Below are 13,958 nucleotides of genomic sequence, written 5' to 3'. Positions count from 1 at the left end.
GCGCGGTGCGTCCCGGGACCGGACCGGTGGTACCCGGCCCGGGGCGCGGTGGGGTCACCGGAAGGACGTCAGGCGATGCGATTGCTCACTACTTGATTCAAGATTTGATTTGATTGGCGAGCCGTAGGGCGCACAAGCCTTCGGGAGCCGAACGACCAGTGCGGGCCCGCGCTGACGTAGCGTCAGCTGGCCTCTTGCGTCTGCCGCCTGACCATCGCGAGGAGTGCGGCATGCGTCCCAGGATCGGCCGCGGCGATCAGTCCGCCCCTTCCGGTGTGCACCGGTTCGCCGTACAGGCCGGTCACCGTGCAGCCGGCGGCCCGGCACAGGGCGATCCCGGCGGCGAAGTGCACGCTGTCGCGGAGGTCGCCGTCGGTGACGTAGGCGGCGCGGCGCCCGGCGGCGACCCAGGCGACGGCCAGGGTGCTGGAGATCACCCGGGGCCGGAACCACTCGGTGAAGCCGGGGTCGGCGAGCAGGAGCGGCGCCCGGAAACCGGGGGCGTTGGGGAAGGGCGGGTCGAGGTTGACGTCCACCAGAGCGGAGGCCGCGGACGGGGTGAGCTTCTCGTCGCCCTGCTCGGTGCTCAGCCGGGCCCGGGAGCCGTCGGTCCAGAAGACCTCGCCGGTGAACGGATCGGCCGTCGCCGCCGCGGTCACCTCTCCGTCCACCCGCAGCGCCACGTTGACGCCGACGAGGGGGGTCCGCACCGCGTAGTTGAGGGTGCCGCACAGCGGGTCGACCAGCCAGCGGCGACGGGCTCCTTCGGCGCCTGTGGCGCCGCTCTCCTCGCCGGTGACGGCGTCGTCCGGGCGGGCGGGGCGCAGCACGTCCAGGATGGCCCGCTCGGCGGCGAGGTCCGCCTCGGTCGCGAAGTCGCCCGCGGTCTTCTCGTAGCGCGCGAGCCGGCCACCGTACAGGTCGCGCACGACGGCGGCGCCCGCCCGGGCCGCGGTCACGGCCAGGCGGGCGTCGGATTCCCCGTTGGTGATCGTCATGGATGCAGCCTATGCCCGACTCACGGGTGCTGCGGGGGAGTTCATCCCCGTTCCGGAGTCAGGGTGAGCGTCTGCTCGGCGGCGGTGCGGTGCAGCGCGCGGTGGTGCGGTCGTCGGGGTCGGCCGGGTTCACCGCGGTGCTCGGCGCGCCGTCGAAGCCGGCGGTGTCGAAGTCGGTGCCGGTGGAGAAGTCCCGGCTGCGCGGGTCGCCGGCGCCGTACAGGGCGGCGGACTGCTGGTGGTGGAAGATGCCGTCGCGGTCGAGGAAGGGGCTCGCGGGGGTGCCCGTGGGGTACGGGAAGGGCACCGGGCTGCCCACGGACACGGTGTAGGCGGCGGGGGCTGCGGTCACCGGGGTCGCGGTGACGCCGCCCAGGCCGAGGGCGGCTGCCGCGGCCACGGCTCCGCCCGCTCCGCTCAGCAGTCTCGCGGATGCTCCTCGTCGCCGAGAGTGATTCCGGAGGACCGGTCCCACGGGACGATCAGCCCCCGGCGGTTTCCCGGCAAGGGACTCCCGTACGCCGCCTCTCGCACTTTCGCGCGCGCCGCGCGGTCAGCCCTTCTCGGACAGGGGCTGGTCCCAGGCGAGTTGGCGGATCAGTTCCTCGTCCCGGTGGTCGGGGCGGTGGTTCGGGTCGGCGGGACGGGCGGGGGCATGGGTGCCGCGCGAGATGCCGCCGCTGACGGTGATGTTGTGCTCCACGCGCGGGCGCCGGTGCCGCTCGTAGGCGTCGAACGCCCGTGCGGCGTCCGGGAGATCGCGCAGCGCCTTGGCGAGCACGACCGCGTCCTCCAGCCCCGTCGAGGCGCCCTGCCCGGTGGCCGGGGAGGCCGCGTGGGCGGCGTCCCCGATGAGCAGGACCCGGCCCACGTGCCAGCGGGTGCCGAGCGGCATCTCGGTGGCGTTGGTGACCATGACGGGGGCCGCCGCGGCGGCGACGAGCGCGGCGGCGGGTGTGGTGTCCTCGCGCAGCAGGGGCAGCAGGTCGTCGCGCGGTACGGCGCGCTGGGCGCCGGTCGCCCGGCCGGGCAGCGGATCGCCGCCGACGCGGGCGAACCAGTACGCCTCCCCCGTCGGCGCGTTGGCGTACCCGAAGGCGCTCTCGCTGCCTCGCACCATGGTGATGACGCCGCTGCCGCCCGTGCCCGGCACGCCCGGTGTGCAGCCGTAGAAGACGCGTTGTCCCGCGTAGGCGGGCCGGACGCCGGGCAGGAGGGCACGGCGGACGGCGGAGTTCAGCCCGTCGGCGCCGACGAGCAGATCGCCGGTCGCGGTGGTGCCGTCCGCGAAGCGCGCGGCCACGGCTTCCGGGCCGTCCGTCACGGACGTCAGCCGGGCGCCGTGGACGAGGCGGATGCCGCGCCGCAGCACCTCCTTCTGGAGCGCGGCGTTCAGCTCGCCGCGGCGCAGGCAGCGGTAGCGCAGATCGGGGTCGGCGATCTCGCCGAGCGGGACATGGGCCAGTTCGGCGCCCCGCGCGTCGAGCAGGCGCAGCGAAGTCAGCGGAAAACCGATGGCCGTCACGGCTGTGACGGCGTCGAGCTGGGCCAGGGCGCGCATGCCGGTGCTCGCCAGGGTGAGGAAGGCGCCGATGTGCTCTGCAGGTCCGGGGTGCGCCTCGTACACGCGGACGTCGCAGCCCGCTCTGTGCAGGCCCAGTGCGGCGGCGCTCCCCGCGATGCCGCCGCCGATCACCAGGACCCTGGTCGCTGTCGTACCGGTCATGTGCCGCTCCCCATGCCGACAGTGGTGGCGTCCATCCAAGTACAGCGGTGGGCCCCCGGGGACGGCCGGGGCCCGGATCCGGACAGGGGCGGGTGGGCCGCCGGGGGCGCGCCGGTCGGTGTCCGTCGTGCCCCGGGCGCCGCCCGCGAGGCCGGGGTGTGCGCGCGTCCGCCCCTCGGGCGCAGGCGTTCCGGCGGGTGGAGTGGGTACGCACCCGGCCATGCGGGTGAGTGTGGTGGACGCGGGATCGAACACGGTGCGACTGGTGATCGCGGATGTGGAAGGGGGTGTTCCGCTGCCGGTGCACACCGTCAAGTGGAAGCTGCGCCTGTCCGAACAGGTCGGTGCGGACGGCACGATCGCGGAGGAGGCGGTGGAACGGCTGGTCAAGGCGGTGGCCGAGGCGGGCGACACGGCGCTGCGGTGGAGTGCCTCGGGCCCGCTGGCGTTCGCCACGGCGGTGGTGCGGGGTGCCCCGAACCGCGCGGAGGTGCTGGAGCGGGTGGCGTCCGGGACCGGGATCCGGATGTGCACGCTGCCGGGCGAGACCGAGGCCGAGCTGACGTTCCTGGCGGCCCGCCGCTGGCTCGGCTGGAAGGCGGGGCCCCTCGCGCTGCTGGACATCGGCGGCGGCTCGCTGGAGGTGGCCTTCGGGCGGGGGCGGCTGCCGGACTTCGCCGCCTCGCTGCCGCTGGGCGCGAACCGGCTGACCCGCGAGTACCTGGGCGTCCAGGACCCGCCCGGAGCGCGCGAGCTGAAGGAGCTGCGCCGCCGGATCCGTCATGAACTGCGGGACGTGGCGGCGCGGATACGGTGGGAGGCGCCACGCACCGCGGCCGTCAGCTCCCGTACGTTCCAGCAGCTGGCCCGGCTGTGCGGGGCCGCGCCGGGGCGGTTCGGCCCGTTCGAGCCGCGCGTGCTGCTGCGCCGGGACCTGCGGGAGGCCGTGGGGGCACTGGCCGCCCGGCCCGCCGCGGAGCGCGCCCAGTTACCGGGCATCTCCGCGCCGCGCGCCGCGCAGAGCCTGGCCGGTGCCGTCGTCGGGCACACGGCCCTGAAGCTGATGGGGCTGCGCCGGGCCGTGGTCTGCCCGTGGGCGATCCGCGAGGGCATCCTGCTGCGCTACGTCGAGGACGGCGCCGACTGGTGGACACGAACCACGGGGGCCTGTCTCACGGCGCCGCCGTCCTCGGCGGTGTCGCTGCGGAGCGTCGCGGGGCCGTCCGCGTGACGCGGGGGAGGGGTGACCGTACGGCCACCCCTCCCCCGGTCCTGGTCAGCGCAGTTTGCCGACCTTGATGGTGTAGATGCCCCGGCCGTGCGTGGCGGCGTACAGCGTGCCGCCGTCGGGGCTGGTCCTCAGCTGGAGCACGGCGACGGCGGGCAGGTCGCCGACGCGCTTCCAGGTGGTGCCGCCCGGCGCCCGGTAGACGACGCCGAGGTCGGTGGCGACGGCGAGGCCGCCGTGCGCGGTCACCAGCGCGCCATCGGTGGGCACGTCCGGCAGGTTCTCGGAGATGTCCTTCCAGGTGGTGCCACCGTCGGTGGACTCGAACACGTGGCCGACCCCGGCGCCGGGACCCTCGGTCCAGTGGCGGGAGAAGCCGTTGACCGTCAGGTAGACGTGGTCGGCGTCGTCCGGGTCGACGGCGAAGCCGCTGAGGTAGCGGTTGGGCACCGTGCCGTCCACGGGCAGGCTGATGTCGTGCCAGCCGGTGCCGTCCGCGTTGCCGACCGAGATGCCGCGGGCGAATCCCTGGTCGTTGCAGGGGCCGCACCAGGCGGCGTACACCTTCCCGCCGGAGGCGGCGACGGCGGTGGCGGTACGGCCCTTGCCGAGGTCGTAGGCGCTGGTCCACTCGGAGCCGCTGCGGATGGCGTAGCCGTGGTGCTGCACCCACACGTGCCGGCCGCCGGCGACCCAGGTGTCGCTGTCCTTCAGGTCCGCGGCGAGCGGGGCGATGAAGCGGGCCTCGCCGGTGGCGTTGTCGGGCGGGGCGACCGAGTACGACGTGATCTTGCTCGGGTCGTTCACCCAACCGCCGTCGTTGACCGCGCAGTTCTGGGTGACCTGGACGGCGAGGTAGACGTACTCCTGGGCGATGTTGCAGCCGTTGGCGGGGTCGGTGAGCGTGTCGCCGCCGTCACCGCCGAAGTTGGAGCCCATCACGGTGTCGTTGCCGCGCAGCATGGACTGGCCGTTGTCCTGCAGACCGCCGGTGACGGAGACGCCCCCGTGGTCGAGGTCCTTGCCGATGCCCACGGAGTAGTACTCCAGGGCGTCGATGGTGCCGTCGTTCAGGGACGTCCAGTCGGTGGCGTGGCCGTCGGCGTCCTGGGAGCCGTCGACCGGGCGCTTGTAGATGCCTCCGTCGTTGCCCACGTACACGTACGGCTTGCCGTGGTAGGTGCCGATGGCGACGCCGTGCTGGTCCGAGTGGGTGGTGGGGTTGCAGTCACCGGTCTGCTTCGCGGGGTCGATGCTCCAGCAGGAGAAGGTGAAGTTCCAGTACGGGCCCACGGTCGACCAGGTGCTGCCGCCGTCCCTTGTCTCGTAGACCTCTTCGAGCCCGGCGTACAGGTGCTCCGGGTCGCTCGGGTCGACGGCGAGGAACTGGTTGTACCAGGCCTGCACGCCGGGCATGTAACCCGGGGAGGTCAGCGCCGAGTTGTCGGCGGCCAGGCCCTTGTAGTCGGCGATCTTCGTCCAGGGGCCGGCCGGGGAGCCGGACTTGGAGACGTAGATGCCCTCCAGGCCGCTGTCCGGGTTGGTCCCGAGCTGCTCGGGCGACTGGTCGATGGCGTAGTAGCGGGAGCCGTCGGCGGACCGGGCGAAGGTCACGTTGCCGACGTCCTCCGGGTCGGCCGGCAGGTCGCCGAGACCGCTGGTGATCCGCTTCCAGGCGCCGTCGGACTTGGTGTAGAAGCCGTTGTAGTCGTCGCCGCTGCGCCAGCCGACCGCGAGGACCACCTTGGCGGGGTCCTCGGGGTCGATGGCGATGTCATTGGCGATGTTCTTGTACGCCGCGGCCGGGTCGTGGGCCTTCGGACCGTTCGGCAGGTAGTCGGGGTTCGGCGCGAACTCCAGCTTCCAGGGGCCGTCCAGGTCCCTGGTGGAGTGGCTCCACACGCCCTCGCTGGTGGCCGCCCACACCGTGCCGCCGGCGAAGCGCAGCTCGTGGATGGTGGTGCTCTCCAGCTCGTCGCCGCCGACCCGGGTACGCCGGGAGAAGGTGCCGTGGTGCGGGTGGGCGAGGACGTAGACGCCGCTGCCGAGGTAGGCGTCGGAGTTGGTCGTGGCCTCGCCGGTGCCCAGCCACAGCCGGCCGCCTCCGTCGACGGCGAGGGCGCCGGTGGACTGCGAGGGCAGCTCGTCGCTGATGGGCTGCCAGTTCCCGCCGCCGGTGCGCGAGCGCCACACGCCGCCGCCCGCGCTGCCCGCGTACACATAGCCGTCGTCGTCGGCGGCGACGGCTGCCATCCGTCCGGTGACGTTGCCCGAGCCGCCGCTGGAGTTGGAGTCGAAGTCGCGGTAGCGCGGGTCGTCCGAGTTGTACGGCAGGTCCGTGATGTTGTGCCAGCTGCCCCCGGTGCTCTTGAGCTTGCCGAGGTCGCCCCACGCGGCGCCGTAGGCGCCCGGCGCGACGATGCCGGGCGACGTACGGGCCTCGGCGTACTGGTCCGCGCCCTCGGCGATCTCGTCCGCCTCGTTGCCGCCGTCGCCGTCCGCCGACAGGTGCGGCGTCATGGCGCCCACCGACTGGGTCCGCTCCTTGGCGAGCTGACCGAGGGCACGGACGCCGAAGGGGCTCGCCGAGCGGCCGGCGGCCGACGACGGGGGTATCGCCACGAGCGCGGCGGACGCGGTGATCGCGCAGACGGTGAACCACCGTCTGCTGCGGGTTGGTTCGGACACCAGACCTCCAAGAACAGGCATTCGACTCTGCCGACGCAGGAGACCCGATCACATCGATGGGCGGCACTCCACCACTTGGTGAACATTTGACACGTACGCGCCAGTAATGGTCCCGACGGTCGGCGGGCCCGCGCAGCCGCGGGTGGGCCGGCACGGTGTCGCGCGGTCCCCGCACAGGCCGGCGCCACAGGCGGTGGACGAGGGCCACCGGACGCGGCCGGACCAGGAAGCCCTCACCGAACCGCAGTTCACGGGTCTTCAGCCAGTCCTTGTACTCCCTGTCGCCGCGCCGGGGTCCATCAGGCGCGCCCCGTGCCGGGCGGCGGCCTCGGCGATCTCAGACGCATCATCAACCCCGAGGAACAGCGGTGCGGTTCGGGATCGCACGCGGTGAACCAGACAGCCAGGTGCTCGAACCCGGGGTCCGACGTGGGCGGCGGCACGAGGGTGCGCGGCACCTCGGGATCGCGCTCGGCGAACGCGAGGCGCGCCTCGCCGATGCCCCGGCCGAGGCGGCGCTCCTCCTTCACGCGCGAACGGCCGCTGTCCGGCGGCGAGATGGCCGAACTCGAAGACGCCGAGCCCGCAGGCCGGCAGCGACTCCCCGGTGTCCCAGGTGATTCCGGGCCGGTGCGCCAGGGCCTGGCGGCAGAGAGTCCCGTGAACTTCCCTTTCCCGCGCGGGAGGAGACTCCGACTGGCAGACTCGGGATCGACCTGGCACCCGTGATCAACCTGGCACTCACGAAAGGCGGTACGTCATGACGTCCCTCTCCGAGCCCGCCGAGCTGCTGGCCTCCATGCCGTTCGCGGCCGGCCTCGGCATCGAGCTGCGGGAGGCCACCGCCGAGCGCACCGTGGGCTCACTCGCCTGGTCGCCCGAGGCGTGCACGGCCGGCGGCGCGCTGCACGGCGGGGCGCTGATGGCTTTGGCGGACAGCGTGGGCGCGGTGTGCGCGTACCTCAACCTGCCCGACGGGGCCGCCGGCACCTCCACGGTGGAGTCCAAGACCAACTTCCTGCGGGCGGTCACCTCGGGCCGGGTCCACGCCACGGCCCGGCCGCTGCACCTGGGCGGCACGCTCATCGTGGTGCAGACGGACCTGCGGGACGACCGGGACCGGCTGGTCGGGCAGACGACGCAGACGCAGATCGTGTTGCGGAAGCAGGCCGGCTGAGCCACCGCGGCCGAAGGGGCCGGACCGCGCCGGAAGGCGGGGCCCGGCCCCTTGCCGTATGCGCTCACGTCATCCCGGCAGGCACCCCGGATGAGCCTGCGGTATCGAATACCTGTGTCCCCTCCGAGCGGGACGACCGTGTCCGTGGGCGCCGCCGAGGGCGACCACGCGGGCAAGGTGGCCGCCCGGACGCGCCGGTTCACCGCGCACGGCGGCTCCGCGCCCGCGCGGGCGCCGGCGGACGGGCGCCGACTACCCTCCTCCGCCTGGTCGTTCGACCCGGCGGCCCGGGTCACGACGGTCACCACGGGGAGCCTGGCGCTGGATCGGGACTTCGGTCTGCGTTTGGTCGGCAACAAGTAAAGGGATCGCATGGTCTAGTCCAAAGAGCAAGTTGGTCTAGGCCAACTTATTGACGTGAGCGCAACAGCTCTTGGAGGGTGGGGGCTCCTCCCCCACACGGGCTCACCCCCACCCTCTGGAGGCACGCAGTGAGACGTCTTCACGCCTGTCTGAGCGCGGCGGCCGCCGTCACGCTCGCCGCCGCGGGCACCACCGCACTGGTCGCGTCCAACGCCTCGGGCGCCACTCCCCAGGACGCCCTGGGCAACCGCTGGTACGCGGCCGCCCCCTACCTGATGCCGCTGGACAACGACCCGCCGGACCCGGCCGCCATCATGGACGCCACCGGTCTCAAGGCGTTCCAGCTGGCCTTCGTCCTCGCCCCCGACGGGGGTGGCTGCTCGCCCACCTGGGGCGGCACGGCACCGGTCTCCTCGGACACCGCCGTGAAGTCGATGATCGACACGATCCGGGGCAAGGGCGGCGACGTGTCCGTCTCCATCGGCGGCTACGGCGGCACCAAGCTCGGCCAGGCCTGCGCGGACGCGGCGTCCACGGCGGCGGCGTACCAGCAGGTGATCACCAAGTACGGCCTGCACGCCATCGACTTCGACCTGGAGGAGCCGGAGTACGAGAACACCGCGGCCATCAGGAACGAGATCGGCGCGGCGAAGATCCTCCAGCAGGACAACCCGGGCCTGTACGTCTCCGTGACGACGGCCGGCACGGCGGACGGCACCGGCTGGTTCGGCAAGCAGATGCTGCTGGAGGCGAAGTCGCAGGGGTTCACCCCGAACAACTTCTCCATCATGCCGTTCGACGGCGGCTTCAGCGGAGCGGCGAGCCAGACCAGCGCGCTGACCAACTTCAACTCGATCCTGCGGTCCACCTTCGGCTGGGACGAGGCCACCGCCTACGCCCACGAGGGCTTCTCCGGCATGAACGGCCGCAGCGACACCGGCGAGATCTTCAGCCAGAGCGACTTCCAGACGGTCCTGGACTACGCCACCAGCCACCACATGGACCGGTTCACCTTCTGGTCGCTCAACCGGGACCGGCAGTGCAGTCCGCCCGACAACGGGGGCCGTACGTCCGGGACGTGTTCGAGCGTGGCGCAGAACGACTGGGACTTCGCCACGTACTCGGTGAAGTTCGCGGGCGTGACCCCGCCGACCAGCACCCCGACCCCCACCCCCACGCCGACCCCGGCCTCCTGCAAGCCCGCCTGGAACTCGTCCACCGCGTACACGGGCGGAGCCGAGGTGTCGTACGACCAGCACAACTGGAAGGCCAAGTGGTGGACCCAGAACGAGGTGCCCGGCGCCTCGACCTGGGGCCCCTGGCAGGACGAGGGCGCCTGCTGACACGCGGTACGACCTGCGCGACTGGTGGAATGCGCCGCGTGGTCGTAGCGTCGATGTGACCTGCTCGGACACGGCACGAACGGTGGGAGCGGCCATGCGCGGAACAGTGATGGGAACGGCGGTGACCCTGGCGGCGGCTCTGCTGACGACGGGGATGACGGCGGCCTCGGCCAGCCCGCCGACCACGCACCCGTCGCCGACCGCGACAGCGCACTCCTCCCGCGGGGACAGAGTGCTGGTGGACTGCTTCTCCCACCGCAACGTACGCCCCACGGACTTCATCCTGGCCTGCGGTGACGGCAACAGCCGCCTCAAGGGGCTCCACTGGAGTTCCTGGGGCGCCGGCGGCGCCACGGGCACCGGCACGAACTGGGTGAACGACTGCAAGCCGTACTGCGCGGCCGGCGCCTTCCACCCCTACCCGGTGGTCATCCGGCTCAGCGGCGACACGAAGTGGACGAAGCACCCGTCCTTCGACCGCTACACACAGCTGAGCCTGACCTACACGGGCACGCGTCCCGAGGGCTTCGACCGGGTCATGTCGTACCCGCTGTGGGACGGACCCTCGTCGCCGCGCACCTGAGGCCGCGGCACGGAACGCCTCACGCCGGAGCGCCGGGAGCCCAGGGCTCCCGGCGCTCCGGCGCGTGCTCAGGCGATCTCGACCAGCAGGTCGCCGCCCTCCACCTGCTGGATGCGGTTGATGGCCAGCCGGGAGACCCGGCCCGCCTTCGGGGCGGTGATGGCGGCCTCCATCTTCATCGCCTCGATGGTGGCGATGGTGACCCCGGCCGCCACCTCGTCGCCCTCGGCCACGGCGAGGGTCACCACACCGGCGAACGGGGCCGCGACGTGGCCCGGGTTCGAGCGGTCGGCCTTCTCCGTCACCGGCACGTCCGAGGCGGCCGCCCGGTCACGCACCTGGATGGGCCGCAGCTGGCCGTTGAGCGTGGACATCACCGTGCGCATACCGCGCTCGTCGGCCTCGCCGATCGCCTGCAACTCGATCAGCAGCCGCACGCCGGGCTCCAGGTCGACGGCGTACTCCTTGGCCGGCCGCAGCCCGTAGAAGAACGCCTTGCTGTCCAGGACGCTCGTGTCGCCGTACGCCTGCCGGTGCGTGTCGAATTCCCTGGTGGGCGCCGGGAACAGCAGCCGGTTGAGGGTCGCCCGGCGGTCCTTGGCCAGCCCCTCGCGGTCCTCGGGGGACAGCTCGGTCACCGGCTTGGCCGCGGCACGCCCCTGGAGCGCCTTGGTGCGGAACGGCTCGGGCCACCCGCCGGGCGGGGTGCCCAGCTCCCCGCGCAGGAAGCCGATCACCGAGTCCGGAATGTCGAACCGGTCGGGGGTCTGTTCGAAGTCCTCGGGCGAGACGCCCGCGCCGACCAGGTGGAGGGCGAGGTCGCCGACCACCTTGGAGGACGGGGTGACCTTGACCAGGCGGCCGAGGATGCGGTCGGCGGCGGCGTACATCGCCTCGATGTCCTCGAAGCGGTCCCCGAGGCCGAGGGCGACGGCCTGGGTGCGCAGGTTGGACAGCTGGCCGCCCGGGATCTCGTGGTGGTAGACGCGCCCTGTGGGCGCGGCGAGGCCCGCCTCGAACGGCGCGTAGATCCGGCGCACGCCCTCCCAGTACGGCTCCAGGTCGCCGACCGCCTGGAGGTCGAGGCCGGTGGGCCGCTCGGAGTGGTCGGTGGCGGCCACGATCGCGGACAGCGAGGGCTGCGAGGTCGTCCCGGCCATGGAGGCGACCGCGCCGTCCACCGCGTCCGCGCCCGCCTGGATCGCGGCGAGGTAGGTGGCGAGCTGGCCGCCCGCGGTGTCGTGGGTGTGCAGATGCACGGGCAGGTCGAACTCCCGGCGCAGCGCCGAGACCAGCGTGGCGGCGGCCGGGGCGCGCAGCAGTCCGGCCATGTCCTTGATCGCGAGGACATGGGCGCCCGCGTCGACGATCTGCTCGGCGAGCCGCAGGTAGTAGTCGAGGGTGTAGAGCCGCTCGGCGGGGTTGCCGAGGTCGCCGGTGTAGCAGAGGGCGACCTCGGCGATCGCCGTGCCGGTCTCGCGTACGGCGTCGATGGCGGGCCGCATCTGGCCGACGTCGTTCAGGGCGTCGAAGATCCGGAAGATGTCGATGCCGGTGGCGGCGGCCTCCTGCACGAAGGCGTCGGTGACCTCGGTCGGGTACGGGGTGTAGCCGACGGTGTTGCGGCCGCGCAGCAGCATCTGGAGGCAGATGTTGGGCACGGCCTCGCGCAGGGCGGCCAGCCGGTCCCAGGGGTCCTCGGCGAGGAAGCGCAGGGCGACGTCGTAGGTGGCGCCGCCCCAGCACTCCAGGGACAGCAGCTCGGGCAGGGTGCGGGCGACGACCGGGGCGACGGCGAGCAGGTCCTTGGTGCGCACCCGGGTGGCGAGCAGCGACTGGTGGGCGTCGCGGAAGGTGGTGTCGGTGACGCCGATCGTCGGCGACTCGCGCAGCCGGCGCGCGAAGCCCTCGGGGCCCAGCTCGACCAGGAGTTGGCGGGAACCGGCGGGCGGCTCGCCGGCCGGCAGCTTGGGCAGCTTGGTCAACGGGTCGAACAGCTCGGGGCGTTCGCCGTGCGGCTTGTTCACCGTGACGTCGGCGAGGTAGGTGAGCAGCTTGGTGCCGCGGTCCGCGGAGGAGCGGGCGGTCAGCAGGTGCGGGCGCTCCTCGATGAACGAGGTGGTGATCCGCCCGGCCTGGAAGTCCGGGTCGTCCAGCACGGCTTGCAGGAAGGGGATGTTGGTGGCCACGCCGCGGATGCGGAACTCGGCGACGGCGCGCCGGGCACGGCCGATGGCGGCCTTGAAGTCCCGTCCCCGGCAGGTGAGCTTGACCAGCATCGAGTCGAAGTGGGCGCTGATCTCCGTACCGGCGTGGGTGGTTCCGCCGTCGAGCCGGATGCCGGAGCCGCCCGGCGAGCGGTATGCGCTGATCCGGCCGGTGTCCGGGCGGAAGCCGTTGGCGGGGTCCTCGGTGGTGATACGGCACTGGAGCGCGGCCCCGTGCAGGGTGATGGTGTCCTGGGCGAGGCCGAGGTCGGCGAGGGTCTCGCCGGCCGCGATCCGCAGCTGCGCCTGGACCAGGTCGACGTCCGTGACCTCCTCGGTGACGGTGTGCTCGACCTGGATGCGCGGGTTCATCTCGATGAAGACGTGGTTGCCGGCCCGGTCGAGCAGGAACTCCACGGTGCCCGCGTTGCGGTAGCCGATCTCGCGGGCGAAGCGGACGGCGTCGGCGCAGATCCGGTCGCGCAGTTCCGGGTCGAGGTTGGGCGCGGGCGCCAGCTCGATGACCTTCTGATGGCGGCGCTGCACCGAGCAGTCGCGCTCGAAGAGGTGGACGACGTTGCCCTCGCCGTCGGCGAGGATCTGCACCTCGATGTGGCGGGGGTCGACGACGGCCCTCTCCAGGAAGACGGTCGGGTCGCCGAACGCGGACGCGGCCTCCCGGGAGGCCGCCTCGATGGACTCGCGCAGCTGGGCGGGGTCCTCGACCCGGCGCATGCCGCGACCGCCGCCGCCCGCGACCGCCTTGACGAACACGGGGAAGCCGATCTCCTCGGCGGCACGCACCAGCTCGTCCACGTCGGTGGAGGGCTGGGAGGAGCCGAGCACCGGCACGCCGGCCGCGCGGGCGGCGGCGACCGCGCGCGCCTTGTTGCCGGTCAGCTCCAGGGTGGCCGTGTCGGGGCCGACGAAGGTGATGCCCGCCTCCTCGCAGGCGCGGGCCAGCTCCGGGTTCTCGGACAGGAAGCCGTAGCCGGGGTAGACGGCGTCCGCGCCGGCCCGGCGGGCGGCGGCCACGATCTCCTCGACGGAGAGGTAGGCGCGCACCGGATGCCCCGGCTCCCCGATCTCGTAGGCCTCGTCGGCCTTGAGCCGGTGGAGCGAGTTGCGGTCTTCGTGCGGGAACACGGCGACGGTGCGCGCGCCGAGTTCGTAGCCCGCCCGGAACGCGCGGATCGCGATCTCTCCGCGGTTGGCGACCAGCACCTTACGGAACATCCTGGAATCCCTTCAGCTGCCTGTCGGCGACGAACGTCATGGTGTCAGACACGCCCTGCCCTGCCATTTCCCGCGCAACCCTAGGGGCTGGCCCTGGGGCGCCGTATGCGAAAACCATCACACCGAGGGTGTGTGCGGCGCCACAGATGTGCGGGGCGGGTCGGACGCGTCTCCGGGTTCCCGGCTCCGGCTCGGTCAGCGTTCGAGGGATGTCATCGCGGTCTTGCCGGTCCGGCCGCCGGTCGGGCAGGCGGACGCGGGGGCCGGGACGGAGGTGGAGGCGGGCTTCGAAAGGACCGGGGGCACCGTAGGGGCCGCAGGGGCCGCAGGGGCCGCAGGGGCCGCAGGGGCCGCAGGGGCCGCAGGGGCCATAGGGGCCATAGGGGCCGTAGGGGCCGTAGGGGCCGTA

General features: G+C 73.0%; 11 protein-coding genes. 5 read left to right on the top strand and 6 right to left on the bottom strand.

Annotation, left to right across the window (positions count from 1 at the left end; all coding sequences use genetic code 11):
- Window positions 1-182: 182 nt before the first annotated feature.
- The 3 genes from ACWDD7_RS29845 to ACWDD7_RS29835 form a co-directional block, all read right to left on the bottom strand.
- Complete coding sequence (locus ACWDD7_RS29845) at window positions 183-998, bottom strand: inositol monophosphatase family protein (RefSeq protein ID WP_450459690.1); 816 nt, start codon at window positions 996-998, stop codon at window positions 183-185.
- Between the two features lie 58 nt (window positions 999-1,056).
- Window positions 1,057-1,398, bottom strand: coding sequence for a hypothetical protein (locus tag ACWDD7_RS29840; RefSeq protein ID WP_450459689.1), 342 nt, complete (start codon window positions 1,396-1,398; stop codon window positions 1,057-1,059).
- 153 nt (window positions 1,399-1,551) lie between these two features.
- Window positions 1,552-2,724 (bottom strand): FAD-dependent oxidoreductase, encoded by a 1,173-nt coding sequence (locus tag ACWDD7_RS29835; RefSeq protein WP_450459688.1) that lies wholly within the window; start codon window positions 2,722-2,724, stop codon window positions 1,552-1,554.
- A 220-nt stretch (window positions 2,725-2,944) separates the two neighbouring features.
- Between ACWDD7_RS29835 and ACWDD7_RS29830 the strand changes: the two genes are divergently transcribed.
- Window positions 2,945-3,955, top strand: a complete 1,011-nt coding sequence (locus tag ACWDD7_RS29830; protein WP_450459687.1) for a Ppx/GppA phosphatase family protein — start codon at window positions 2,945-2,947, stop codon at window positions 3,953-3,955.
- 45 nt (window positions 3,956-4,000) lie between these two features.
- Here ACWDD7_RS29830 and ACWDD7_RS29825 read toward each other — a convergent pair whose 3' ends face one another.
- Both ACWDD7_RS29825 and ACWDD7_RS29820 read right to left on the bottom strand, forming a co-directional pair.
- Complete coding sequence (locus tag ACWDD7_RS29825) at window positions 4,001-6,640, bottom strand: glycosyl hydrolase (RefSeq protein WP_450459686.1); 2,640 nt, start codon at window positions 6,638-6,640, stop codon at window positions 4,001-4,003.
- Window positions 6,641-6,939: 299 nt separating this feature from the next.
- A complete protein-coding gene (locus ACWDD7_RS29820) occupies window positions 6,940-7,170 on the bottom strand; it encodes a hypothetical protein (protein WP_351879026.1) in 231 nt (76 codons plus the stop codon).
- 230 nt (window positions 7,171-7,400) lie between these two features.
- Between ACWDD7_RS29820 and ACWDD7_RS29815 the strand changes: the two genes are divergently transcribed.
- From ACWDD7_RS29815 to ACWDD7_RS29800, 4 genes are all read left to right on the top strand, one after another.
- Window positions 7,401-7,817 (top strand): PaaI family thioesterase, encoded by a 417-nt coding sequence (locus ACWDD7_RS29815; RefSeq protein WP_351879028.1) that lies wholly within the window; start codon window positions 7,401-7,403, stop codon window positions 7,815-7,817.
- A 114-nt stretch (window positions 7,818-7,931) separates the two neighbouring features.
- The gene (locus tag ACWDD7_RS29810) at window positions 7,932-8,180 is read left to right on the top strand and encodes a hypothetical protein (RefSeq protein ID WP_450459685.1); all 249 of its coding nucleotides are present in this window, start codon (window positions 7,932-7,934) and stop codon (window positions 8,178-8,180) included.
- 128 nt (window positions 8,181-8,308) lie between these two features.
- Window positions 8,309-9,523, top strand: coding sequence for a carbohydrate-binding protein (locus ACWDD7_RS29805; protein ID WP_450459684.1), 1,215 nt, complete (start codon window positions 8,309-8,311; stop codon window positions 9,521-9,523).
- Window positions 9,524-9,617: 94 nt separating this feature from the next.
- On the top strand, window positions 9,618-10,106 hold the full coding sequence (locus ACWDD7_RS29800) for a hypothetical protein (RefSeq protein WP_450459683.1): 489 nt from the start codon (window positions 9,618-9,620) through the stop codon (window positions 10,104-10,106).
- A gap of 68 nt (window positions 10,107-10,174) precedes the next feature.
- Here ACWDD7_RS29800 and ACWDD7_RS29795 read toward each other — a convergent pair whose 3' ends face one another.
- Window positions 10,175-13,549 carry a pyruvate carboxylase gene (locus ACWDD7_RS29795; RefSeq protein WP_450459682.1) on the bottom strand — a complete coding sequence of 1,125 codons (3,375 nt, stop codon included), beginning with the start codon at window positions 13,547-13,549 and terminating at the stop codon, window positions 10,175-10,177.
- Between the last annotated feature and the right edge of the window lie 409 nt (window positions 13,550-13,958).

It is taken from the genome of Streptomyces sp. NPDC001056 (assembly GCF_053598955.1).
The sequence above is the reverse complement of the archived record's forward strand: the minus strand, read 5'-3'. Positions and strand labels throughout refer to the sequence as shown.